The 24,950-nt window shown below is 45.6% G+C and carries 29 protein-coding genes; 26 read left to right on the top strand and 3 right to left on the bottom strand.

Annotated elements, in window-relative coordinates; genetic code table 11:
- The 18 genes from G344_RS0104265 (at position 1) to msrA (ending at position 12,471) form a co-directional block, all read left to right on the top strand.
- Positions 1-1,839 carry a diol dehydratase reactivase subunit alpha gene (locus tag G344_RS0104265; protein ID WP_028255121.1) on the top strand — a complete coding sequence of 613 codons (1,839 nt, stop codon included), beginning with the start codon at positions 1-3 and terminating at the stop codon, positions 1,837-1,839.
- Positions 1,830-2,204 (top strand): glycerol dehydratase reactivase beta/small subunit family protein, encoded by a 375-nt coding sequence (locus G344_RS0104260; protein WP_028255120.1) that lies wholly within the window; start codon positions 1,830-1,832, stop codon positions 2,202-2,204. The genes G344_RS0104265 and G344_RS0104260 overlap by 10 nt, the downstream gene beginning before the upstream one ends.
- Positions 2,201-2,758, top strand: a complete 558-nt coding sequence (locus G344_RS11435) for a BMC domain-containing protein (RefSeq protein WP_051245747.1) — start codon at positions 2,201-2,203, stop codon at positions 2,756-2,758. Before G344_RS0104260 ends, G344_RS11435 begins: the two co-directional genes overlap by 4 nt.
- Positions 2,759-2,778: 20 nt before the next feature.
- On the top strand, positions 2,779-3,048 hold the full coding sequence (gene pduA / locus G344_RS0104250) for a propanediol utilization microcompartment protein PduA (RefSeq protein WP_028255119.1): 270 nt from the start codon (positions 2,779-2,781) through the stop codon (positions 3,046-3,048).
- 19 nt (positions 3,049-3,067) lie between these two features.
- Positions 3,068-3,688 (top strand): phosphate propanoyltransferase, encoded by a 621-nt coding sequence (gene pduL / locus G344_RS0104245; protein WP_028255118.1) that lies wholly within the window; start codon positions 3,068-3,070, stop codon positions 3,686-3,688.
- Positions 3,689-3,697: 9 nt separating this feature from the next.
- Complete coding sequence (gene pduM, locus G344_RS0104240; RefSeq protein ID WP_028255117.1) at positions 3,698-4,213, top strand: PduM family microcompartment protein; 516 nt, start codon at positions 3,698-3,700, stop codon at positions 4,211-4,213.
- Positions 4,200-4,472: a EutN/CcmL family microcompartment protein gene (locus G344_RS0104235; protein WP_028255116.1), complete on the top strand. Its 273-nt coding sequence runs from the start codon at positions 4,200-4,202 to the stop codon at positions 4,470-4,472. The genes pduM and G344_RS0104235 overlap by 14 nt, the downstream gene beginning before the upstream one ends.
- Before the next feature lie 14 nt (positions 4,473-4,486).
- Positions 4,487-5,515, top strand: coding sequence for a cob(I)yrinic acid a,c-diamide adenosyltransferase (locus G344_RS0104230; RefSeq protein ID WP_028255115.1), 1,029 nt, complete (start codon positions 4,487-4,489; stop codon positions 5,513-5,515).
- A complete protein-coding gene (locus tag G344_RS0104225; protein ID WP_028255114.1) occupies positions 5,505-6,938 on the top strand; it encodes an aldehyde dehydrogenase family protein in 1,434 nt (477 codons plus the stop codon). The genes G344_RS0104230 and G344_RS0104225 overlap by 11 nt, the downstream gene beginning before the upstream one ends.
- A gap of 11 nt (positions 6,939-6,949) precedes the next feature.
- Entirely contained in the window at positions 6,950-8,071 is a 1,122-nt protein-coding gene (locus tag G344_RS0104220; RefSeq protein ID WP_028255113.1) for a 1-propanol dehydrogenase PduQ, read from the top strand.
- A 17-nt stretch (positions 8,072-8,088) separates the two neighbouring features.
- Positions 8,089-8,451, top strand: a complete 363-nt coding sequence (locus G344_RS0104215; RefSeq protein WP_028255112.1) for a BMC domain-containing protein — start codon at positions 8,089-8,091, stop codon at positions 8,449-8,451.
- Positions 8,452-8,567: 116 nt separating this feature from the next.
- Complete coding sequence (locus tag G344_RS0104210) at positions 8,568-9,005, top strand: EutP/PduV family microcompartment system protein (protein ID WP_028255111.1); 438 nt, start codon at positions 8,568-8,570, stop codon at positions 9,003-9,005.
- A 70-nt stretch (positions 9,006-9,075) separates the two neighbouring features.
- The gene (locus tag G344_RS12040) at positions 9,076-9,543 is read left to right on the top strand and encodes a hypothetical protein (RefSeq protein WP_211219548.1); all 468 of its coding nucleotides are present in this window, start codon (positions 9,076-9,078) and stop codon (positions 9,541-9,543) included.
- A gap of 306 nt (positions 9,544-9,849) precedes the next feature.
- Entirely contained in the window at positions 9,850-9,981 is a 132-nt protein-coding gene (locus tag G344_RS12205) for a hypothetical protein (protein ID WP_277352583.1), read from the top strand.
- Positions 9,953-10,519 (top strand): peptidase dimerization domain-containing protein, encoded by a 567-nt coding sequence (locus G344_RS10665; RefSeq protein ID WP_051245745.1) that lies wholly within the window; start codon positions 9,953-9,955, stop codon positions 10,517-10,519. Before G344_RS12205 ends, G344_RS10665 begins: the two co-directional genes overlap by 29 nt.
- 33 nt (positions 10,520-10,552) lie before the next feature.
- A complete protein-coding gene (locus G344_RS0104195) occupies positions 10,553-11,047 on the top strand; it encodes an ECF transporter S component (protein WP_028255109.1) in 495 nt (164 codons plus the stop codon).
- Positions 11,048-11,169: 122 nt separating this feature from the next.
- A complete protein-coding gene (locus tag G344_RS10660) occupies positions 11,170-11,883 on the top strand; it encodes a hypothetical protein (protein ID WP_051245743.1) in 714 nt (237 codons plus the stop codon).
- 111 nt (positions 11,884-11,994) lie between these two features.
- On the top strand, positions 11,995-12,471 hold the full coding sequence (msrA, locus tag G344_RS0104185) for a peptide-methionine (S)-S-oxide reductase MsrA (RefSeq protein WP_028255108.1): 477 nt from the start codon (positions 11,995-11,997) through the stop codon (positions 12,469-12,471).
- Positions 12,472-13,029: 558 nt separating this feature from the next.
- Here msrA and mobA read toward each other — a convergent pair.
- The 3 genes from mobA to G344_RS0104170 form a co-directional block, all read right to left on the bottom strand.
- Positions 13,030-13,680, bottom strand: a complete 651-nt coding sequence (gene mobA / locus G344_RS11430; protein WP_028255107.1) for a molybdenum cofactor guanylyltransferase — start codon at positions 13,678-13,680, stop codon at positions 13,030-13,032.
- A 125-nt stretch (positions 13,681-13,805) separates the two neighbouring features.
- Positions 13,806-15,071 (bottom strand): amidohydrolase family protein, encoded by a 1,266-nt coding sequence (locus G344_RS0104175; RefSeq protein ID WP_028255106.1) that lies wholly within the window; start codon positions 15,069-15,071, stop codon positions 13,806-13,808.
- A 38-nt stretch (positions 15,072-15,109) separates the two neighbouring features.
- Positions 15,110-16,063 carry a LysR family transcriptional regulator gene (locus G344_RS0104170; protein ID WP_028255105.1) on the bottom strand — a complete coding sequence of 318 codons (954 nt, stop codon included), beginning with the start codon at positions 16,061-16,063 and terminating at the stop codon, positions 15,110-15,112.
- A 286-nt stretch (positions 16,064-16,349) separates the two neighbouring features.
- Here G344_RS0104170 and G344_RS0104165 point away from each other — a divergent pair, with 286 nt between their 5' ends.
- From G344_RS0104165 to G344_RS0104130, 8 genes are all read left to right on the top strand, one after another.
- Positions 16,350-17,114: a LamB/YcsF family protein gene (locus G344_RS0104165; protein WP_028255104.1), complete on the top strand. Its 765-nt coding sequence runs from the start codon at positions 16,350-16,352 to the stop codon at positions 17,112-17,114.
- A gap of 195 nt (positions 17,115-17,309) precedes the next feature.
- Positions 17,310-18,509: an NRAMP family divalent metal transporter gene (locus G344_RS0104160; protein ID WP_028255103.1), complete on the top strand. Its 1,200-nt coding sequence runs from the start codon at positions 17,310-17,312 to the stop codon at positions 18,507-18,509.
- A gap of 17 nt (positions 18,510-18,526) precedes the next feature.
- Entirely contained in the window at positions 18,527-19,312 is a 786-nt protein-coding gene (gene pxpB / locus G344_RS0104155) for a 5-oxoprolinase subunit PxpB (protein ID WP_244869488.1), read from the top strand.
- Positions 19,299-20,339 carry a 5-oxoprolinase subunit C family protein gene (locus G344_RS10650; RefSeq protein ID WP_051245741.1) on the top strand — a complete coding sequence of 347 codons (1,041 nt, stop codon included), beginning with the start codon at positions 19,299-19,301 and terminating at the stop codon, positions 20,337-20,339. The genes pxpB and G344_RS10650 overlap by 14 nt, the downstream gene beginning before the upstream one ends.
- Before the next feature lie 355 nt (positions 20,340-20,694).
- Positions 20,695-21,402 carry a hypothetical protein gene (locus G344_RS11425; protein WP_051245739.1) on the top strand — a complete coding sequence of 236 codons (708 nt, stop codon included), beginning with the start codon at positions 20,695-20,697 and terminating at the stop codon, positions 21,400-21,402.
- A gap of 302 nt (positions 21,403-21,704) precedes the next feature.
- Positions 21,705-22,814, top strand: a complete 1,110-nt coding sequence (alr, locus tag G344_RS0104140) for an alanine racemase (RefSeq protein WP_028255101.1) — start codon at positions 21,705-21,707, stop codon at positions 22,812-22,814.
- Between the two features lie 212 nt (positions 22,815-23,026).
- A complete protein-coding gene (locus G344_RS0104135) occupies positions 23,027-23,692 on the top strand; it encodes a uracil-DNA glycosylase (protein WP_038154930.1) in 666 nt (221 codons plus the stop codon).
- A gap of 141 nt (positions 23,693-23,833) precedes the next feature.
- Positions 23,834-24,904 carry an NAD(P)-dependent alcohol dehydrogenase gene (locus G344_RS0104130; protein WP_275114263.1) on the top strand — a complete coding sequence of 357 codons (1,071 nt, stop codon included), beginning with the start codon at positions 23,834-23,836 and terminating at the stop codon, positions 24,902-24,904.
- Positions 24,905-24,950: the final 46 nt, after the last annotated feature.

The raw sequence follows: 24,950 nt of genomic DNA, 5'->3' as shown, positions 1-24,950 counted from the left end.
ATGAAGCGAATCGTCGGGATTGATATAGGTAACTCTACAACAGAATCGGCTATGGCATGTATCCGCGATGATGGGACTGTACAATTTTTAGGCTCGGCGATAGCGGATACTACAGGAATTAAAGGAACTAAGGATAATATACAGGGACTAATGGAGTCGTTGCGACGTTTGGTCCAACGTGCCGGTGTTACCATGCAGGATATTGACTTAATTCGTATCAATGAAGCGACACCGGTTATCGGCGATGTGGCCATGGAAACCATTACGGAAACGATTATTACCGAATCGACGATGATTGGGCATAATCCTAAAACACCGGGGGGACTCGGCATTGGTGTAGGTGAAACGGCACATATTTTGCAGTTATTGGATAAACCAATAGAGGCTCCTTATATTGTTATTGTACCGAAGGAAATAGATTTTCAGCTGGTCGCAGAGCTCATTAATGCTTATGTGCATAAAGGCTATCGGATTACGGGAGCTATTTTACAAGCCGATGACGGCGTACTGGTAGCTAATCGCTTGCAGCAAATTATTCCTATCATTGATGAGGTATCCTATATCGACAAGGTGCCTCTGGGAATGTTGGCAGCTGTAGAAGTAGTAGAGCCAGGCAAGGTTATATCACAACTATCCAATCCATACGGTATTGCTACGGTGTTTGGACTTTCGGCGGAGGAAACAAAAAATATAGTTCCTATTGCGAGAGCGCTTATTGGCAATCGATCGGCAGTGGTTATCAAAACACCGGCCGGCGATGTGAAAGAGCGCGTTATCCCGGCGGGCTCTGTGGTTGTTAGCGGTGATGGGCGAACCGTGTCGGTGGATATTTCATCCGGCGCAGAAGCCATCATGGCGGTGCTGGGACAGATACAGCATATTGATAATGTGTGCGGCGAAGCCGGTACAAACGTAGGCGGTATGTTGGAAAAAGTGCGCCAAACTATGGCTGAGTTGACTAATAAATCTCCGAACGATGTGTACATTCAAGATTTATTGGCAGTAGATACGTCGGTACCTATCAATGTAAAAGGCGGCTTAGCCGGTGAATTCTCTATGGAGCAAGCTGTAGGTATTGCATCCATGGTTAAGTCGGATCATTTGCAAATGGAAATTATTGCTAAAGAGGTAGAAAGAGAATTAGGAATTCCTGTAGAAATCGGCGGGCAAGAAGCGGAGTCGGCTATTCTCGGTGCGTTGACAACCCCGGGGACGGAAACACCTATGGCCATACTGGACTTAGGTGCCGGCTCTACGGATGCATCTATTATGAATAAGGAAGGCGCGATTAAGGCCATTCACTTGGCCGGTGCCGGTAACATGGTAACAATGCTTATTAATTCGGAGCTGGGACTGGAAGATATCCATTTGGCCGAAGATATAAAAAAATATCCGTTGGCAAAGGTAATCAGCGTGTACCATATCCGTCACGAGGATGGTAGCGTGCAATTCTTCAACGATCCTTTGCCGGCATCGTTATTTGCTAAGGTCGTCATCGTTACTCCTGATGGGCTGGTCCCTATTGAAGGCGATGTATCCATGGAAAAAATACGTATAGTCCGTCAGACAGCTAAAGAACGGGTTTTTGTTACAAACTCATTGCGTGCATTAAAGGCAGTGAGTCCTACACAAAATGTACGGGATATTCCCTTTGTAGTTATTGTGGGCGGATCGGCATTGGATTTTGAAATTCCGCAACTTGTAACAGATGCTTTGTCACACTATAACTTGGTAGCCGGTCGAGGAAATATCAGAAGTACGGAAGGTGCTCGCAACGCAGTAGCTACCGGATTGATTTTATCCTATGCCAAGGAGCGGAGGAATCGTTCATGGATGTAGTAATGACGACGAAACCAACTATTTTGATATACCGCACGGCAGATACCGATATGACCTACTTACAGGATTTGTTATTCGGCATGGAAGAAGAGGGAATTCCCTTTACGGTTGAAGAAGTAAGTGGTAACGATGCCGGTGTGCTGGCCGACAGGGCTTCGCATGAATCTGCATTGGCTGTAGGTGTTGGTTGTACGACAAAGGCAGTAGTGCTCAGTTATAAAAATTTGCCACCACAGCAATTTATCTATCGCTTGCAGCCGTATAAAGGACAAAGAAAAAGCCTGCGTATATTGGGGAGTAACGCTGCTCGTTTGGCGAAAGGAAATCCGTTTAAAAGTGATGACAGACTGGAGGTGGCATTTTGAAAGAAGCATTAGGCATGGTTGAGGTACGCGGTTTAGCATTGGCTATAACCGTAGCCGATGGCATGGCGAAAGCGGCTAATGTGACACTGGCCGGTATTGAAAAAGCACGTGGTCAAGGATGGATGACGATATTCGTTACCGGTGATGTAGGCGCCGTTAATTCGGCAGTCTCTACCGGCGCTACCTTGGCAGGCGCCGGATTGATTAGCCAAAAAGTGATTCCGCGACCGGCGGAAGGCGTTCAATCCTTGTTGATTACGACGACGCCGGATAGATATACTGCTGCATCGGTAGCCGTATCTAAACATAAAAGCACTGAAAGTGTAACTGTGGATACAATGACTGTTGCGGCAAATCTGAAGGAGAGTGAAGCTACCGATACATCGGAAGGCATGATGGTAGAACATGTATCGCCTACCGTTGATGATACATCTTTAATGCATCACGGATCCGGTGAAGAAAAGGCAGGGCAGACTGCCGAAGAAGCAACTCCGAAGACGACAAAAAAACGCCGGGCACCGCGCAAGCGTACAAATACAACAAGTAAGAAGTAAGTAGATTGAGGAGGATTATTATGAATAACGCATTAGGCATGGTTGAAACGAAAGGTTTGGTCGGAGCTATCGAAGCAGCCGATGCAATGGTAAAGGCAGCAAATGTTACATTGACAGGTTATGAAAAAATTGGTTCCGGTTTGGTAACCGTTATGGTTCGCGGCGATGTAGGTGCCGTAAAGGCAGCCGTTGATGCAGGTAGTGCAGCAGCCGCTAAAGTAGGCGAAGTGGTATCCACTCACGTAATTCCGCGCCCGCACAGCGATGTAGAGGCTATTTTGGCAAAATAGACAGTAAAGGAAACCGACTATGGAAAAGGGAGCACTAAAAGAATTAATACGCAAAACCATTGAATCCATAGTGGCGCCTACGATTCCTATCGGAGTGTCTAATCGACATATCCATTTAAGCGGAGCTGATTATGACAGATTGTTTCCCCGCGAACTGTTGCGGCCGAAGAAGGCGCTTGCGCAACCCGGTGAGTTTGCGGCGGAACAAACTGTTACCTTAGTGGGACCGAGAGGAACCATTGAACGCGTTCGCTTATTGGGCCCGTTGCGTGCGCATTCTCAGGTCGAAGTATCTCAAACCGATGCCCGTACTCTGGGAATTGCGCCGCCGGTGGCCTTATCCGGTGACTTGTCAAAAGCGGCTCCGATTACTATTAAAACAGCGCATGGTCAAATCACCTTGCCTTGCTGTATCATCGCTAAGCGCCATATTCATGTAGCTGAAGCAGATAGTTCACGCTTGGGCGTACATCATGGTGATACCGTAGCGGTTCGAATGATATCACCGCAGCGAACTACGGTGTATGAAGATGTAATAATCCGTGTATCTCCCGATTATGTAACAGAAATGCATATTGATACGGATGAAGCCAATGCGGCACAAATCAGTAATGGGGATACGGCGTACATCGTAAGGTAGGTGATAATCGTGAACGCTAAGGAATCCGCAACAGTAGACATGTTGGTGCAGCTTATTGTTCAACGGTTAAGGGAACGTCGTGAAAGTGCAGCAGTCATATCGTTAACGTCGGATGCTTCACCGGCGGAGACAGTACTACTACATCATCAGACGATTACAGTTACCGATGTAACTTTCGGACAGCTGCAGCAATTATTGACGGGCGTACGAACACCTTGGATTCAGTGGCTTGATAAAGGGCTGGCCTATGAATGCGATATAACAATTAAAACGGCAATGCCTGTTAATCGCATGTTTCATCCGGCGATGATACTGACATGGCCGTTTACTTTTAGAGATAAGTATGATAAGCGCATATATAGTTGTAAGGATCGATGCATAACGGCAACAACGGTGCGAGCATATGAAAATGATAGCGTGTTATTACTATTTCGAGGACAGCATGTGACAGCATTGGCACAGGAAGTTATGCAAACTAAACATATAGATGTAATAGAAGGGGTTGTACGCTATGCAGACTGGTAGAGTAATTGGCAGTATTGTATCTACACAAAAGCACGAATCGCTAAAGGGCCTAAAACTGATGATAGTACAGTATGTAGACGGAAATAAGGAACCGTTAGAATCCTATGAAGTGGCGGCTGATACAGTAAGTGCCGGTATCGGAGAATATGTATTGCTTACTCGAGGAAGCTCGGCCAGACATGTATTCGGTAATGAAGAATGCATGGGTTCTGCCGTGGATTGTGCTATCGTAGGAATTATAGACAGCTTTGATAAATAAAGGTGGTGAACGGCGTGGCTATATATACAAAAACTGGTGATGCGGGAACAACCGGATTATTTGACGGTCATCGCGTAGCTAAAGCATCTCGCCGCGTAGATACCTACGGCACGTTGGATGAGTTGAATGCGCATTTAAGTCTATGCGAGAAATTGGTGAGTAACGAAGAAAGTAGGACATGGCTCCACACATTGCAAGGCAAGCTGTTCCGCTTGTGCGCAGAGATTGCAACGCTGGATGAGGAGAAACTGTTGCGCTATAGTACACCTGTGAAAAGTGATGAGGTTCGTGAATTGGAACAGCTTATCGATGCGTATACCAAGCGTTTGCCACCGCTCAATAGTTTTATCTACCAAGGTGCGACAGTGGCAGCGGCGGAGCTTCATATTGCTCGTACCGTTTGTCGCCGAGCAGAGCGGTTGTTGGTAGCACTTCATCAGGAAGAACCTTTGCGGGCTGAGGTCCTATCTTTTGTAAATCGTTTGTCAGATTGTATTTATACATTGGCACGTATGGAAGACTTTACGGCGTATATAACAGAAGTTACGCAACGTGTATTGGCTAAATTAGATGCACGCACAACTCACGACGTTCATCAAACACATGGTGAAGTAACTATGGATGAAAGTTCTTGGCTAAGAGAACAAGTTCACATATTGTGTAAGCGGGCACAAACTAAGGCAGAGGCTATGCAAGTACCGGTAGTGATTGCCGTTGTTGATGCAAAAGGCATGCCGGTTTTGACATATCGGATGGAGAATGCATTGCTGGTCAGCTCGGAATTAGCTCCGGGGAAAGCGTACACAGCTGTCGCGCTCAAGACGTCTACGTCCGAATTGAAGAAAACAATTCAGCCGGGATCGGATTTATATCAGATTGAGGCGATGGTATCTCGCAAACTGGTTACCTTTGGCGGTGGATTTCCCCTATATTACAAAGGAAAGCTGGTAGGCGGCCTGGGAATCAGTGGCGGTACGGTAGAAGAAGATTGTTGTATCGGCCGCTATGCAATGGAATATTTGGAGGCAAACCATGGAAAATAAGCAGGAACTGGAGCGGATGATTCGCTCTATGATTACAGAGATAATGAGGGGAGACGGACCGATGGTAAATGTGTCATCGGCAGTCACCGGAGAATCGCAGGCTGTAGAGGGAGAGCCGGGCGTATTTAAAACCGTGGGAGCCGCGGTGGAAGCAGCCAAGAAAGCACAGCATATTTTTGAAGAATGCACCTTGGCTACGCGGGGAAAAGCGATTACGGCGATTCGTACAGCTATGCGCCCTATGGTGGAAACATTGGCAAAGATGACGTATGAAGAAACCGGTATGGGCCGTGTGGCGGATAAAATTATCAAACTCAATCTGACCTTGGATAAGACGCCGGGGGTAGAGGATTTGGTAACGGAATGTGAAACCGGCGATAACGGAATGACATTATATGAATTGTCACCCTATGGTGTTATCGGTGCGATTACACCCAGTACCAATCCGTCGGAAACATTGATTTGTAATGCTATCGGCATGTTGGCGGCGGGCAACGCTATTTTCTTTAGTGTACACCCCGGTGCCAAAAAATTGTCGCGGTGGTTAGTTAGTCGCTTAAATGAAATTGTTCGTGATGCCATCGGTATCGAAAACTTAATCGTAACCATTGAAGAACCATCCATCGAGGCGGCTCAGGAAATGATGGTGCATCCGGATATATCGCTTCTCGTAGTTACCGGTGGCCCCGGTGTTGTTCATCAAGCCTTATGCAGTGGCAAGAAGGTAATCGGTGCCGGTGCGGGCAATCCGCCGGCGTTTGTAGATGAAACGGCACAAATAAAAAAAGCCGCACAGGACATAGTTCTTGGTGCCAGCTTTGATAACAATATTCTTTGTATTGCAGAAAAGAGCGTTGTAGCTATGCGCTCTATTGTAGATGAGTTAGTGCAGCACATGATTGATGCCGGCTCTGTACTTATTACCGATGAACGCCAGATTAATACGCTGCTAGAGATTACACTTCAGGCCAACGGCTCCCCAAGCCGTAAATTCGTAGGACGAAATGCGAAGGTTATTTTGGAGGCAGCCGGTATCCCTTGCGAAGGAGACCCTCGTCTGATTATTATGCGTACTGATAAAAATCATCCCTTTGCTACGACGGAAATGCTCATGCCGATTTTACCAATCGTTACGGTAGATAGCTTTGAAGAAGGATTGGCGACTTGTTTATTCTTAGAAAATGGTCTTCATCATACGGCCGTTATGCATTCCTTGAATATGGAGCGTTTGAATCGGATGGCGCGTGCTATGAAAACATCTATTTTTGTTAAGAACGGGCCTTCCTTTGCCGGTCTTGGCTATAATGGTGAAGGAACAACGACATTCACTATTGCTACGCCTACAGGGGAAGCTACTACGACAGCTCGTCACTTTGCACGTCGACGTCGGTGCTGCTTGACGACGGGCTTCCAAATCAGATAGGAGGAATGACTGTGCGAAGCTGGACTTTTTCCACAAATATATATGCGTCAAAGGATGCGCTGATTCGGCTGACGCGATTTGCCGGAGAACGTATCGTCATTGTATGCGATCCTTTTTTAAAAGGAACTTCGGGCTTAGCGTATGTCCTCGATCTTTTACAAAATAATAATCATGTAGCCATTTATAGCAATGTTGTGCCGGACCCGCCGATTGAAGCCGTCGCCGATGGCGTAAATTTTATGAAGCAGGAGCAGCCGGATATTGTAATTGCTATTGGCGGTGGGTCAGCGATTGATTTGGCAAAAGCAGTTCTTTATTTTTATCGTAAAGTAAATAGCAAGCCCATAAAAAATATGACGGCAATTCCTACTACTAGCGGTACAGGTTCGGAAGTAACCTCCTTTGCGGTGATTACTGATACAGTGTCTAAAGTGAAGTACCCGTTATTGGATGATAGCTTATTGCCGGATGAAGCTATCTTGACGCCATTATTTGTAAAGACGGCTCCGCCAAAGGTAACCGCCTATAGCGGTATGGATGTGTTGGTACATGCAATAGAAGCCTTGGTATCGACAGGGGCGGATAGCTTTACCGATGCATTGGCAGAAAAAGCCATAGAGTATGTATTTACTTATTTGCCAAGGTGTTATGTGAAATCCGCAGGCGAAGAGGATCGGATGCGCATGCATGAAGCGTCCTGCATGGCCGGGCTGGCGTTTAATAAAGCCGGTCTGGGTATTACTCATGCACTGGCCCATCAACTGGGCGCGTTGTATCATATTCCGCATGGATTGGCAAATGCTATGTTGTTGTCGCGCGTTATCGCTTTCAATGCGTTGCGGTCGGGACAAGCCTTGAAGAAATATGCCGATATATCCAAGAAAATGCATTTTTGCACATCAACAGCAGAGGACAAGGAAGCATTAATTGCCTTGATTAAACAAATTATGACATTGGCTCGTACGCTGGATTGTCCGCTGACGGTAAAAGAGGCTACCGGACGATCGGCAGAAGAGACGCGGCAAGATGTACCGCTCATGGCGGAGCGGGCCATAAAGGATCGAACCTATAGCACGAATCCTTATCCGGCTACCATTGATGATTTAGCGCAATTACTACTTACGGTGATGTAATACAGGAGACCATGGACATGGAATTTTTCAATAGCAAAGAAGATAAACAGCGAATTATACAGGAATTTGTACCGGGTAAACAGGTGACGATTGCCCATATTATTGCCAATCCTAAACCTGAGCTTTTTAGAAAAATGGGCTTGGACGAAAACAATCGCAATGCTATCGGAATTCTGACAATCACACCGGGGGAAGGAACGATTATTGCCGCAGATATAGCAACGAAAGCAGCCGGTATTGAGTTGGGCTTCGTTGATAGGTTTTCGGGAGCGCTACTCATCACCGGTGATGTGTCCAGTGTGGAGTCAGCCATGAAAGGTGTATTAGACGGCTTGGAAAAAATTCTGGGATTTTTCCCGACCACCTTAACACGGACGTAATAGAATACATAGAAGGCACGTCGGCGTAACTAAAGCATATAATTATCCGGTGTGTATTACGGTGCGGCAGTAGTCATCGGAGAGTAATATAACAGGGACATGGATGAGGATATAGTATGAACGATAACAAGCTAAAGACAGTTATTATGGTAGGTCGTACCGAGGCCGGAAAGACAACATTATCCAATATGCTGATTCATGATACTGATGAGGCGCTTAAAACACAATCTATTGGGCGTATTGGTTCAATTATAGATACACCGGGCGAATTTATTGAAAACCCTGTATATTACAGGGCGATTCTGCTGAATTCGTATGACGCGGATATCGTTATCTTCGTTAATGAGGCAGACGATAAGGAAAGTATATTCCCACCCAATTTTGCAACGGCGTTCAATCGTGAAGTTATTGGTGTTATCACTAAAACCGATTTGGGACATTCGCTGGAAACGGCGTACCATAATTTAACGTCGGCCGGTGTAACCACCATTTTTGAAGTATCTGTACAGGATAAGGAATCCGTAAAACGTTTGCGAGAGTATATTTCAAAATAGTATAGTGACAATGAAAAGCGGTGAGATTATTCATCATAGAATATAACAATGAGTTAGTGAGGCGAGATAGATGGAATTCAAAAAGAACTTGGCCAGTGTGTTGGCTGGAGCCTATAAGTTAGACTATCGTTGGTTAACGATATCCGACAATCAAGAGGTGCGTATTTACAAAGATATTACGGACACGGCAGAAACTCCGTTACTGCTTAATTTTGACGGAACATTTATACAGCAGCTATTGGTTGTTACGCAAGAAAAAAAGCAGCCCATGATTATTTCTGAAATCTTAGTAGAATGCTGTGCTGCGGAAACTCATGAGTTATACTATGATGAGGCCGGTTATGACGCGAAGGCTATACAGATTCGCCACAAGCCTAATGAACTGACAGCGATTCGCGAAGAAGGCGAACGATATCTGCTTACTTTGAACGGTGTAGTCAAAACAAATCCCGGGGATTGGGTCATTCGCGGAGTGAACGGTGAGGAGTATCCTTGTGATCCGGAAATTTTCAAAAAATTATACGATATTGTGGAATGAATAGTGTAAAAGATACAATGCCTACCGCAGTAGCTGCAAACATAGCCTTTGATAGATAAGGCTTTTTAGTAGCTAGTGCAGTAGGCATTGTTTTTTAATAGAAGGACGGTGTTATTCGCTGTATCGGATTGCTCTGTTTGGTAAGTTTACAGCGGTTATGAGAGAATAGAGAAAATCATTGTCAATAGAGATAGCTGTTGATACTATATAAGTATCCTGTGTTGTATCGTTGTTTTAAAGCGACCGGCTACAGCAAATAGTTAGAAGCATATTTTGGAGCGTAGAGAAAAAGAGAGGATATAGATTATGAGAGAAAAAATTTTTAAGTATATTGACGAACATCGCCAAGAGATGCTTACCTTTTGGAAAGAGTTAGTGAGCATTGAGTCCGGTACCTTGTTTAAAGAGGATGTTGACCGAGCACGAACATGCCGGTAACGAGCCGGAGAAAGGACGAAGTGCTATTTTGGAAATGGCTCATAAAATTATTGCCATTCAGGCAAATAATGATTTTGAAGCGGGTCTCACTTATAATTGCGGCGTAGTTCAAGGCGGAACTGTTCCTAATGCGGTACCGGAAGAGGCTAAGCTGGTGGTGGATGTTCGCTTCAAACGATTGGATCAAGTGGAGAGAGCACGCCGAGAACTGGAAGCCGTTGCGGCTACTACATATGTGGAAGGTACAATGACGGAAATGAAGTTCGATGTGATTATGAGCCCTATGGAAACAACGGACGGTGTAGTTACGTTGTTCCGCAAGCTGGAAGAGACAGCCAATGAAATCGGCTTTGGACCTATTTATCAGAAATATGTGGGCGGTGGTGCCGACTCTGCTTATGAAGTAAAAATGGGGGTTCCTACGGTGTGTGCCGTTGGTGTAGCAGGCGGTAAAAATCACAGTATTGATGAATTTGCCGTGGTGGATACATTGTTTAGTCGTGCTAAATTGGTAGCTGCCACAGTGTTAAAGATATAAAAAGTAGAAGTGGTGAGAGGATAGTGTTAGCAAATGGTAGTGCGTAGATTAGTGATGGCCGGCTTATTGATGAGTTTATGTGTGGTAGGGGCGCAGATTAAGGTGCTCGGGTCAATCGCCTTTGATTCCTTTCCGGCTTTTTTAGGCGGATTGTTGTTGGGCCCCAATATAGGCGCGGCTTTAGGTATTTTTGGTCATCTTCTGTCAGCGGCTATAGTGGGATTTCCTTTATCCGGTGCTGTTCATGGTATAACAGCGGTTATGATGGGAATCAGCGTGTGGATATACAGTAAGACTATTGCCTACGTATGTCATAGGGGAAGTCGTCGCTGGTTGGCATATGTGCTGGGGTCTGTATTGGCCTATGTGATGATTAACATAGTTGCATTAGTTATATTGTATCCTTGGCTGAAAGGATTTGTTTTTATTATCTTTTGGCCGCTTACGTTAGCCAATATAGCAAATTTACTTCTTGCAGCCTTGGTATATGAGGCATTGCCTTCCGATTATAAAATGGGGAGCAAGTGAAATAAGAGAGGCAAGTGAAATAAGAGAAGAAGTAAGAAGATGGCTGATGAATATAATGAAGGGACTATGCGACAGTGAAATTCAGAGATATAACCCTAGTACCGATAACGGCAGAGCTATATATGGCTATCAGTTGTGATGTGTCGGCCTCCATTGGCGAAAAGCCGGACGATGTGTTGTGCGTATCGACAAAGACGACCGGTGCTTATTGTGCACGAGTAGCTTTAATGGAATTATTGGCATTGGGCGCGAAGCCGCAAGCCTTGATTCATACGGTGGGAAACGAATTTAACCCTACCGGCAAGCTTTCTTTGGAAGGCATACGAGAGGAACTTAGTCGTGCTGGCTATAATCATATCGAAATTAACGGTAGCTCCGAGGAAAATATGGACACCTCAATGACGGCCATTGGTGTAACGCTATTGGGCAGTATAAGAAAAGATTCTTTCAAAGTACGATGCCAAGCAGTAGAAAAAGGTGACAGTTTGTATGTAGTAGGTTCTCCTTTGGTGGGCCGGGCTGTTATAGAGCGGCCGAGGGACATAGTTCCATATGAAGTGGTGAGTGCTATGGTACACAGTTCTTGCGTACGTGATGTGTTGCCGGTAGGATCACGGGGAATTAGTGGCGAGATGGACACTTTGTTGATGGGGACATCACTTCGATGCCATTATCTGCCGGAGTGGGAACATAGTGCTATGCTTACGCAAAGTGGTGGACCGTCTACATCTGTTTTGGTTGTTGTTCACCAAGGGCAAGATGATACATTTAAAGCAGAGATGCAATCCATCTATCCTATGGTGAGGAAGTTGGGGACATTGAGTGTAGAGGAGTAGGCATGTAATTATTGGAGCCAGTGTAGCTTATTTGATTTTGTAAAAGCTATCGGTTACAATTGGAATAAAACATAGTTTTCGAGAAAATTATTAGTATGAGGAGAGATAATTATGAATAAAACAATATATTTGGCAGGTGGTTGTTTTTGGGGCGTACAAGCATTATTGGATAGAGTTCCCGGTGTTGTTGCCACAGAGGTAGGCTATGCAAACGGAACAGTAGTAAATCCTTCGTACGAAGAAGTGTGTACCGGTGCAACGGGTGCGGCGGAAACTGTTTTTGTTACCTATGATGATGAAAAGATAACGTTAGTATCATTGTTACGAGTTCTGTTTGATGCGATTGATCCGACTACATTGAATAAGCAAGGACCGGATATAGGAACGCAATATCGATCGGGTATTTATTATGTAGATGAAAAAGATAAAGCTATTTGTGAAGAGTTTCTTAGTCGTTTGCAACATGCTTGGTCAGCTCCGATTGTTACGGAGGTATTGCCATTACATAACTTTTATGCTGCTGAAGAGTATCATCAAAAATATTTAAAAAAGAATCCCGGCGGATATTGCCATATTCGTTTAGATTAAGTGATAGCGATAAAATATATGCTGATGCAGAAGGTGGGAATGTGACTGCACTACAGATGATAGGGAGATTTAAATCCGCGATAAATCCATGCATTGCCGTTAAGTACAGGCTTGTGTGAACGTATAATCTGCAATGGTACCGGCAATACTACCGGCAAAGGTTAGGGTAAAAAGTTACGAAACTTTTGTACCTATACTTAAACTAAACGAAACTAAACTAAACATCTCTAAAGAAAGTACAAAGAAAGGTAGCGAAGCTATCCTTGAACAACCCCAAGAAAATACATTTGAAAATGTAGAAGAGGACATGTTGCAATCAATATCCAAATCTAAATCAAAACCTACATCAAAGTCTGCATCGATCTAGTGCAGATGACGAAGAGGCACCGTTTGTTCCGTCAACATTGGGGATGGTGCAGGCGTATATTGGACTCATAGCAAAGGGAGCTGTAACTGAAATGTAAGTTAAAAAACTTAATCTCGTTACAGCTCCCTTTTTGTGAGAGAGGTACGATACAAGGTACGCTACAGCGTACCTGCTCATAACCACATGATTGATTACTGTTTGTGAATCAATATTTTTTCTGTATCTTTTTCGTGAACTTCCTTGAAATGTTCCTGTGCATAAGCAAGGTCTTCCGGTGTGTTGATATCAATGAAGATATCGGCTTCGAAAGAATCCGGCTGTAACGGAATTTGTAACAAGGATACTTCTTTGTAGAACGAATGCAATAATTTTTCGCCGTTCGCAATTTTTTCTTTCATAATCGGTAACAGGGAGCGATTATAAATAGCGTGTAAGCAAATGTCTTCACCGTTCAACATCGGTACTACCACACTGGCGATACCTTGAGCAGCTACCATACGTTCCAATACTACAAGGGAAAGGAACGGCATATCTACGCCGATAACAAAAAAGTTTTCCGCATCGGAGCTTTCCATAGCAGTAGCCACCGCACCGAGTGTATTATGTCCGGGGTATTTATCTTCTACTATGGTAGCATCTTTCAATGGTTCAAAATTCTTTAAGAGCTGCGCATTGTCAGTGACAACAATCGGTTCTCGTTCAAAGGAGAACCGAAGCATCGTATAGATGGTTTCGATTAAGGTGTCACCTCCAAATTTGGCAAATACTTTGTTGTAGCCCATGCGCGAGCTGTTGCTGCCGGCCAAGATAACCGGTTGTAATCTTGCTAGTGATTCATACATAGTAGATTCCCCCTTCTTAAGATTGTATCTTTAGGTTAATTATATCACAGGTGCATACGTAATAGAATATAAAATCATGAAATAAATGAGAATATCTATATGAATTTTGCATAGATAATATCAAACTATCGTTGGCAGCGCTTACCGGCCACGTAAACATCAGTAATTTGGCGGGGTTCGCCGTTATACAGGAAACGCTGTAAACGTTGGAACGGTGTATACGAATGATTCGGTAAGCAAAGATTGCTATCGTCGATAATCAGAAAGTCCGCTGCGTAGTCCGGGGCAAAATGACCAATCTGTGGAAAGATTCCGCCGCCGTGCGTAGCCATATAGAAAAGCTCCGTGGTAGTAAGTGTGTGGCCGCCGCATAAAGTAGCGCGCTCCTTGGCCATCATGGCTGCCATAGCGATTGTGCGCGGCATAAAAAGCTCATGACCACCGGAAATATCCGAGCAGAGACCGATAGGGATACCGCGTTGTTGTAAGTCGGCAATGGGTGCAATCCCGGAGGCTAGGTCTGCATTGGAGAACGGCGCATGGGCTACAATGACTTCGTAGTCTGCAAGCATTTGCTTTTCTTCCTCTGTACACCACACGCAATGGGCCATGATAGTTTGGCGAGGACCCCGCAGTAATCCATAGTGGCGATATACATCTAAATAATTATGGCATTCCGGATGAAGGTCCCGTACCCAAGTAATCTCATCGCGATTTTCGGAAAGATGGGATTGCACCGGCACTTGGTAAGCATCGGCTAAGCGTGCAAGAGCTTTCATCAATTTCGGAGTACAGGAAGGAACGAAGCGAGGAGTAAGTATAGGTCGAACCTGCTTGAATTGACGTGCCGCCGTGAGCCAGTCGGTGGTAGCAGCGATACTTTCTTCGGTAGTTTCTTGATAGTAATCGGGTGAGTTACGATCCATATTTACTTTGCCGACGAAGGCGCGTAGTCCTGCGCGCTCCAATAGTGTCATAAGCTGAAGTGTAGCCGGTGTGTGAATGGAGGCAAAGATAACCGAGGAGGTAATGCCGTTGGTTAATAGAGCCTTGGTGAAGGAGGTGTACATGGTGGTGGCATAAGAGATGTCTTTATATTTACTTTCTTCCGGAAATGTATAGGTTTCCAGCCAAGGCAACAGTTCTTCGTCAAGGCCGAGACCAAGATTGGCGAATTGCGGAGCATGCAGATGAATATCCGAAAATCCGGGAATGATGAGGGCGGTGCCGGTATCAATACGAGGTATATCGGAAGACACGATGTCGGTAGAGGGGATCGTGCTAAACACATCTGCAATGTGACCGTCACGGATAAGCATTGCCTTATAGGTAGATAGGTGAGAGGGTGTGTCCGGTGAAAGTATGGTGCCTAATAAAAGATATGAATTCATGGCGAACTCCTTTGGGGAATGTGCTTCTGCGAAGATAGCTACAGTGTAAAGTTATCGCGCGGAGAAGCAATATGAGTGGTAATAATTTGAATAAAGTCCTCTAAGTAATTGCTGTGACTGGCCATTTTATGCGTGGCAAGATCAATAGAGTTTACCCAGCCCAATGCAGGAAATGGAAAGATGTGAATCGGATTGAAGCGATTGGTAGACGAATTAACCTTCTTAATAATTTGTGATAAAAACAGCGGGCATAAGGCGACGCCATAGTCGGCAGCGCAGAGGCGTAGAATTTTTGAAAAATCATTACTGGACGCAATGATGTGGGGATGAATGTCCATCTTATCAAAGGTTTGTTTGTAATTAAGCCACAAGCTGCCAATCGGATAATTAGCGATAAGCGGTAATGTTTCAAACTCCTTAACAGAAATGCCTTCACGGGAAAAGCGATCTAATTCATCGGGCAAGAAATAGCGTTGCAGCAAAGAGTCGGTACCCATAACACCGGGTTGCTCATGAACGAGCGAACGCTTATCAAAATCTTCATGATTGATGATGTTGAATCCGATGATTACATCCAATTGACCGCGTAGCAGTAGCTCCTCCAAGCGCCGAGTATCTTCATACATAACGTCTACACGAATATCCGGATACAATTGACGAAAGTCGGTCAACATTTCTACGACCGAGTCATGTACGCGATAGGACCCCATGCCAAAGCGCAATGTTCCTTGACTGGCCGTATGAAGAAGCTGTAAATCGTTTTTCATATTGTTTTCGATAATTTGAATACGTTCCAATGCTTTTAAAAGAATTCGTCCTTCCGGTGTCAAGGCAAGCTGAGGCTTGCGAAAGAAAAGCGTGACACCGTGTTCTTTCTCCAGACGACGAATATTGTCGCTTACCGCCTGTTGGGATGTAAATAAAATTTCGGCAGCCTTACCCATGTGTAAGGTATGAGCCGTGATAATAAAGCATTTCTCACTATTTGTCATAGGTAAAACCTCTCTCTTTGTTATAACGGTCGATGGTGTGACATTGCGTATGATTTTTATGCTTTATAATACACTTGTCTATACCAAGTGTAACATGTTCTGTCAGTGCATACAAGATTAAACTTGTGGGTATGGCTTGTAAAGTTTGTTCGCACTAACCGATAATTGTGACTATAATTTATCTTGTAAAAGTTCTATAGAATATTTTATTTGTACATATAATATTCAAGAGAGAGAAATAACCAGGATACATAGTATTGGTTATATACGATGGGAGGCGCGGCACATGCGAATCGATTTAAACAGTGATTTAGGTGAAAGCTTTGGTAACTATACCTTAGGTATGGATAGCGAAGTGTTAAAGCAGGTAACCAGTGCCAATGTGGCTTGCGGTTGGCATGCAGGAGATCCATTGATTATGGAAAAGACGGTGCGACTTTGCAAAGAACGAGGCGTAGCCGTAGGGGCGCATCCCGGTTATCCGGACTTGATGGGATTTGGTCGTCGCAAGCTTGATGTAACACCGGATGAAGCGCGGACGTATATGCAATATCAGGTGGGCGCACTCAGTGCGTTTTGTGCGGCGGCCGATGTACCGTTGCAGCATATAAAGCTTCACGGTGCCTTCTATAACACGGCTTGTGTGGAACCAAGATTGGCCGATGCCGTATTGGATGGCATTGAAGCGATGAATCCCGGTGTGTATATCATGGCATTAAGCGGCAGCTACATTGCTACCAAAGCTAAACAGCGTGGCCTCAAAGTCATTCAAGAAGTATTTGCCGATCGAGGTTATACAGAGCAGGGAACGCTGGTACCACGTAATCAAGAGGGGGCCTTTATTAAAGATCCGCAAGAAGCGTTGGAACGTATTTTGCAAATGATTCAAAAGGGCACGGTAGTTACCAACACCGGTAAGGAAATTGAAATTGTTGCCGATTCCGTATGTGTACATGGAGATAACCCGTCGGCGTTGGCCTTTACGGCTACGATCAGAGAGGGATTGGAGAAGGCAGGTATTGAGGTCTGCCATTTCATTGGTCGTGATTGAGTACAAGCAGTACTGATAGCAGTGATGACGTGATTAGTAGTATATGTGTTTAACATCATATGAGTAGTATGGAACGATAGTTTCTATAAATCGCGTGCAAAGGTAATTGATTTGAGCGCGTAAAGATAATTCGTTTACATGAGAGTGTAACAAAATTTGTTTTGTAGTATGGAAAGATAGTTTGGGGGCTTTATTATGAGCAAAGATCCGAATCAGAAGAAAAGCTGGTCCGTGCTTATCGGTGCGGCCTTCCTGATGGCTACGTCGGCTATCGGGCCTGGATTTATGACGCAAACGGCAGCCTTTACGGCGAAGTACGAAGCCGATTTTGCATTCGTTATTATAGCGTCGGTTATTTTAGCGTATATCGCACAGATTAATGTATGGTCTATTATTGCCGTGTCTAAGATGCGCGGTCAGGATATTGCCAATAAGGTATTGCCGGGGCTGGGCTATTTCGTAGCCTTTTTGGTAGCTTTAGGTGGTTTGGCGTTTAACATCGGTAATATCGGCGGTGCCGCTTTGGGGATGAACGTTATGTTCGGTACCAGTACAGAAGTGGGCGCTATCATTTCCGCTGTTATCGGTGTAGGAATTTTTATGTCTTATCGGGCAGCGCAGGCGATGGACCAATTAACAAAGTATTTGGGTATTCTCATGATTTTGCTTATCGGGTATGTAATGATTGTATCGACGCCGCCGGTAGGTACAGCGGTAGCACATACGGTTATGCCTACGGAATATCAGTGGTTAGCAACCATTACTTTATTAGGCGGTACGGTTGGCGGTTACATTACCTTTTCCGGTGGACATCGTTTAATTGATGCGGGTATCGTAGGTGAAGAAAATCTGGGACAGGTGCGTAAGTCGGCTACACTCGGTATGGGGGTAGCTACCTTGGTTCGTATTTTATTCTTCCTAGCAGTGCTTGGCGTTGTATCGCAAGGGGCGCTTCTCGATGCATCGAACCCGGCAGCAGATGCCTTCCTCAAACCGGCCGGTCAGGTAGGGTATAAAATCTTCGGTATCGTATTCTTCTGTGCAGCTATTACCTCAGTAGTAGGGGCCGCTTACACGTCCGTGTCATTTTTGAAAACACTCTTTAAACCTGTGGGAGCTCGTGAAAACTGGTGGATTATCGGTTTCATAATTATTTCCACATTGATTCTTCTCTTCATGGGCAAACCGGCTATGCTGCTCATCGTAGCAGGCTCCTTGAACGGTTTGATTTTGCCGGTAACCTTGGCAGTAATGCTTTTGGCAGCAAAGAAAAAAGAAATTGTCGGCGATTACAAGCACTCGAATTTCTTGTTCTGGGCCGGCTGGGCCGTAGTAGTTATCTCCGCATATATCGGATTCACTTCCTTGCAGGGAATTTCTAAATTATTAGGTTAGATTAAAGGAGATCGTCTATGGGTATACAAGCTTCATCCGGAGGCACATCGGATATGACGACGGCATTAACCTTTGCCCCTGTAGGGGATTGTGCGCTATCCGCCGTGTTTGGTGATACAATTTCTCCGGATATTAATAAACGTATTCGCCATGTGGTAACAGCACTAAGTGAAGAGACGGCGTCGGGTATTGTAGAAATGGTGCCGACCTATGCTTCGCTGTTGGTGGTGTACAATCCGCTGATTGTATCGTACGAAGAACTGTGCCATCACATTCAATGTATTGCCGCTGATGCGAAGAGTGGTGAAACATCGGACACGGTGCGCATTGTAGAAATCCCTACCGTCTATGGCGGTGAGTATGGTATGGATATTGAAAACGTATGTAATCATACGGGTCTCAGTGAAAGTGAAGTTGTGGCTATGCACAGTGGCACCGATTATTTGGTATACATGTTGGGTTTCATTCCCGGCTTTACCTATTTAGGTGGCATGAATCAGGCGCTGGCGACGCCACGGTTATCGACACCGCGTACCTTAATCCCGGCGGGCTCTGTCGGGATTGCCGGTGCGCAGACGGGGATTTATCCGTCCGAATCTCCCGGCGGTTGGCAGATTATCGGCCGTACACCGTTAACGCTCTATGACGGTAGCAAGGAGCAGCCGACGCTGCTCAGTGCCGGCGACTACGTGCGGTATGTGCCGATTACGGAGGAGGAATATCAACGGATTGCCGCCTTGGGCAGTGGCTATACGGTAACGGTGCATGAAGTAAAGGAGCGTGAGCTTAATGGCAATCGGTAAAGAAACAACAGCATGGCGCATTACTATGCCGGGAATGCTCACTACCGTACAAGATGCGGGACGCATCGGCTATCAACAATACGGCATGCCCGTTGCGGGGGCGATGGACGGCGAAAGCTATCGCTTGGGTCAGCGGCTGGTAGGCAATGATACAGATATGGGAGCACTGGAGTGCACGGTTATGGGACCTAGCTTTATCAGTGAAGGTCCGGCTGTCATTGCCTTTACCGGTGCAGATATGTCTCCGGCTGTTAACGGTGCGCCGGTTCCTATGAATACACCGTTGGCAGTAGCTCCCGGTGATGAAGTGACTACCGGTTTTGCCAGCTATGGGGTGCGCATGTATATTGCGGTGCGCGGCGGAGTACGGGTGACACCGGTAAACGGCAGCGTAGCTACTCACGGAAAATCCGGTATCGGTGGTTTTAAAGGACGCAAGTTACAAAAGGATGATGTACTTACCGTGGCGCGCACTGTTGAAGTACCACAGCTTCACGTGGATCCCGATTATGAGGGACCGTTTAATGGAACAACACCGATTCGTGTAGTATTGGGACCGCAACATGAACGATTTACAAAAGAAGCGCGACACATATTTTTTACTTCACCGTATCTCATTACACCTACTTCGGATCGCATGGGCTATCGCTTGGCCGGACAGGCATTAACACATACGGATGGGGCAGATATCATTTCCGATGGTGCTGTGTTCGGCTCCATTCAAGTACCGTCTGACGGACAACCGATTATCTTGATGGCCGATCGGCAAACAACCGGTGGCTATACTAAAATCGGTACGGTCATTACACCGGATTTACCGCGATTGGCTCAGATGCCGGTAGAGACGACGATTCATTTTACCGAGGTGACAGTGGAAGAAGCACAGGCGTTATATCGGGAATATAAAGAAAGAGAAGCCTCGTGGGTGCAGACTAAAGAAAAAGCGGTTTCTTTATTGTATTCATCCGTTCTTCCATGGGGAGAGACTGAGAAAAGACTCTCCATCAGGAATGATAGTTATGTTTAGGTCGCTTAGGAAGAACGAAGCTTGTAAGAGTATGTTGCCATGTATAGTGATTACCAATTGTTGTTTGCGCATTGGCCGCTATTTTCTGTGTGGTAAATTTGCTTGGTATATGTGCCGGAAGGATTGACGATAGATGATTGTCAGATATACCGCGACAGACCGGAGTAGCCGGGTATTGTGTGCGTTCGACAGCGATGAATTTTTAGCGTAGTCAATGATATAGATAAACATAGTCGGTTATGGATGAGAGAAATCCACAACCGGCTATTTTTTATGGACAGTTGGTAATTCTATTAATCTATAGTAAAATGAATAGTAGTATATACTTGTGAAAATAGTAGATAGGAGTTGGATGATGAAAAAAGAATGGATGGTGGCTCTCGGTATTGTTGGTATGTTGGGATGTAATCAGGTAGCGGAGGCGGCACAGGATGTGTTGATGGAGCCTACGGCGCAGGAACCAATTGCAATCACGGCGATACAAGAACCGACAACAGTGGTGATGCCTAGTCGAGAGGTAGCACGTATGTCGGATACCTATGCAGCTTGGTATGGTGACAGGGTCGTGCATTTTTATAATGTAAATGGTCATGTGCAAGAAGGTAAACAGGTGAATGATGAACGCTTCTTATATTATATGCGGGTGCGCCTACACTTCTATAATGAGTCGCATAATTGGAAAAAGGACAGCTATGGATATATTACGCTGAAACATTTGTATGAAGAGTATGCGTCGTTATTGGCTAATGTGCCGATAGGAGGAAAGCTTGAAGGTGCTATGTTATTAGAACCATTAGTACAGGCAGAGTCTACAGTATATGATAATGAACTCCGCACCTATATGAATGAAATGGTACTCTTTGCTATGAGGGAAAGCATGAAGGATGATAATCCTACGCAACAAGAGTTACCTTCTACAATAGATGCGCCGATTGATTTGTGGGCAGCGATTCAAGGCGTAGAAGCAGCACCTACCAAAGATAGTGCACGCTATGCTGCAGTGCCGAAGGAATCTTGGGAACAGCAGCCCGTAGAGGATAGCGACTTACTTACCGGGAAGTAGCGGCTTTGCAAGGCGGATGCCTTGATGGATTGCGGTGAACAACATATCAATATAAAGTGGTACGGTGTATGCATCGTACCACTTTGTATTGTACTTTGTTCTATTAACGGTGAGCGCCTTGCTTCAACGGTTAGGCGTATACAGTTTTTTATAAAGGCTGGTAAATAATACTTGCCGTAGGGGATAGTGCAGCGGTATACTTTACTACGGAATAAAAAAGAAAACTGACAGCCCTTGGCATCACTCTTATATCAAAGAGTATGGTTAACGGCTATACAGCGGTTTCGCGGGAGTTTTGAAATATGAGACCTACACATTTAGAAATTAATACGGCGATTATTCGTGAAAATTTACGCCGCATAAAAGATAGTTTACCCGAGTGGAGTACCAGTACGGCAGTCATCAAGGCTAACGGCTACGGTCATGGCAGCGTCATGGTAGGACGCATTGCCGTGGAAGAAGGGTACGAATCCTTGGCAGTAGCGTTTCCGGAAGAAGCATTGCCCCTTAGGGCAGCCGGCATTACAGTGCCGATTTATTTGCTGGGCATTACCTTGCCGCAATCCTTTGACCTTGTTATCGAAGGAAATTCCAGACCGGCTATTTGTGAATCCACTGACTTGGAGGCATTGGAAGCCTGTGCGGCTCGTCACGATGTTATCGTGGAATGCGCCATTGCGGTTGATACGGGGATGCATCGCATTGGGATTCGTCCGCAAGATGCAATGGAATTTATTGAAAAGGTAGAAAGCTATCCGCATTTACGGGTAGACGGTTTCTTCTCGCACATGGCATCGGCCGATGCAGCCGATAAAACTGAAGCACATGCACAAACGGCGGCATTCCGCGACATGGTTACGACTATCCGCAAGCATCGCAACGATCCGTTTAGATTTTCTTTGGCAAACAGTGCTGGCTTACTGGCGGTTAAGGATAGTCTTTTTACGGATGCCCGCCCGGGAATTATCCAGTACGGTATTATGCCGTCGTTGGATGTACCGAACCGTTTGGGACTTAAACCGGCACTCAGCTTTTACAGCAAGGTCGTACATGTGCAGCACTTGGGGGCCGGCGAAAAAATCGGTTACGGCGGAACCTATACGACGGATCGCCCCATGACGATAGCGACCATCCCCGTAGGCTATGCGGACGGATTTCCGCGGAGTCTGTCTAACCGAGGCTCTGTTCTTATTCACGGCAAGCGTTGTCCCATCGTTGGACGCGTCTGCATGGATCAGCTTATGGTCGCCATGCCTGACGGCGTAGGCGTGGCACCCGGTGATGAAGTTGTTCTCATCGGCACGCAGGGACAGGAAAGCATTACCGTTTTGGAACTGGCTACGTTGACGGGAACCATTCCGTATGAAATTTTTACGGGCTTTTCGGAACGGGTACCGCGTATTTATATTTAAGCAGGCGATGAGCCTACACACTGCGACCATGGATGACTGTGGCCGCAGCTTTTTCTATATGCAAGTGGTTGCACAACAGTATGCAAATGGTTGCACAACAGAATGTAAAGAGTTGTATAACAGTATGTAAGTAGTTATATAACAGAAACATAAATGATAGCCAGAAGCGCGTAGAGTTAAGAAGCCACTATGCGTAGAATTAAGGAGATATTATGATTGAAGACATACTAACGGAATGGTGGGAACGATTGCAGACATGTCAATCCTGTCCCATTCGCAAGGAACAAAACAAAGGACCGACGGCGTATACGGGAACGGTAGCATCGCCGCTTATGATTGTCGGCGAGGGGCCCGGTGGTGTGGAAGATGAATACGGCGTACCTCTCGTAGGCCCGTCGGGACAATTATTGGATAAAGCATTATGGAGTGTAGGCATTACTCGGGACCGCGTATATGTAACGAATATTGTAAAATGTCGGCCGAAGGGAAATCGTACGCCAACGCCGGAGGAAGGACGCTTTTGTGCAGAGCTTCACTTAGCAGAAGAAATTCGTTTGGTTCGTCCTAAGGTAATCGTTGCCTTGGGAAAGGTAGCCTTCCAATTTTTTAACGGAGGACCGGGGAGTATCATGCGATCGCGCGGACACTGGTTAACCTATGAAGGCATGCCGGTCATGCCGACCTATCATCCCGCCTTTTTGCTGCGTCGTACCGGCAAAGACTTAGTAGAATCTAAGTGGCAGGTATATTACGATTTGAAAGCAGCTGTGGAAAAAGCACAGTCTATGGATCCGACGTATGTCTTTAAGAGTGAAGAACCGACGGCTTTATTGGCAATGTATGAATCTAATCGACAAGCACGAAATATAAAATGGTAACAATGCTCAATGATGATTAAAAATCATATTTGCTATGATTTTAGTTTGACATCCCCGCGGATACAGGATACCATTAAGATACAAGATGATTTATATCTTTGGGAGGTCACAATGAAGTGACAGGTAACTAGGAGGTGCACTATGGCAAAGAAAATGAAGGGCTTCGCGATGCTGGAAATCGGTAAGACGGGGTGGATAGAAAAAGACTATCCCACATGCGGCCCATTGGATGCCATCTGTCGACCGTTGGCCTTGGCACCGTGTACATCGGACGTACATACTGTATGGGAAGGTGCGTTGGGCAATCGACATGACATGATTTTAGGCCATGAAGGCGTAGGGGAAATTGTTGAAGTAGGTGCTCTCGTTAAAGATTTTAAGCCGGGCGATAAAGTATTGGTACCGGCGATTACTCCGGATTGGAATTCCTTGGAAGCACAGGCCGGCTTTTCCATGCACTCCACAGGAATGAACTCCGGTTGGAAATTCTCGAATTTTAAAGACGGCGTGTTTGGTGAATACTTCCATGTAAATGACGCAGATGGTAACTTGGCATTGTTGCCGGAAGGCATTTCGCCGATGGAAGGGGCTATGTTGTCCGACATGGTACCGACCGGTTTCCACGGTGCGGAATTGGCCGATGTCCAGTACGGTGACAGCGTTCTTGTTATCGGCATCGGGCCGGTAGGTCTTATGAGTGTAGCCGGGGCAGCCCTGCGCGGTGCCGGTCGATTGATTGCCGTAGGTACGCGTCCGGTATGTAAAGAAGCGGCTTCGTTCTACGGAGCAACCGACTTTGTATCCTATAAGAACGGACCTATCGACGAACAGGTATTGGAAATGACAGGCGGCAAAGGCGTGGATAAAGTTATTATCGCCGGTGGTACGGTAGATACGTTCCAAGAAGCAGTGAAAGCTTTGAAACCGGGTGGCCGTATCGGTAACGTTAACTATTTAGGCAGCGGTGAGTACATCAATATTCCTCGTGTTGAATGGGGCGTTGGTATGGGACATAAAAACATTGTTGGCGGCTTGATGCCCGGTGGCCGCTTGCGTATGGAAAAACTGTCCAGCCTTGTACTCAACGGACGACTTGATGTATCCAAGTTGATTACTCATACCTTTGAAGGCTTTGAACATGTAGAAGATGCGTTGATGCTTATGAAGGATAAACCGGCAGATTTAATTAAGCCGGTAGTTATCATTAAATAAAGCAGCACCGGACATATTTGTAGGGCGACCCACCGTCAGGTGACTG

It is taken from the genome of Veillonella magna DSM 19857, assembly GCF_000428745.1.
In the GTDB taxonomy this organism is placed as follows: domain Bacteria; phylum Bacillota; class Negativicutes; order Veillonellales; family Veillonellaceae; genus Veillonella_A; species Veillonella_A magna.
Note: the sequence above shows the minus strand (reverse complement) of the source record. Positions and strands in the feature narration are given on the sequence as shown.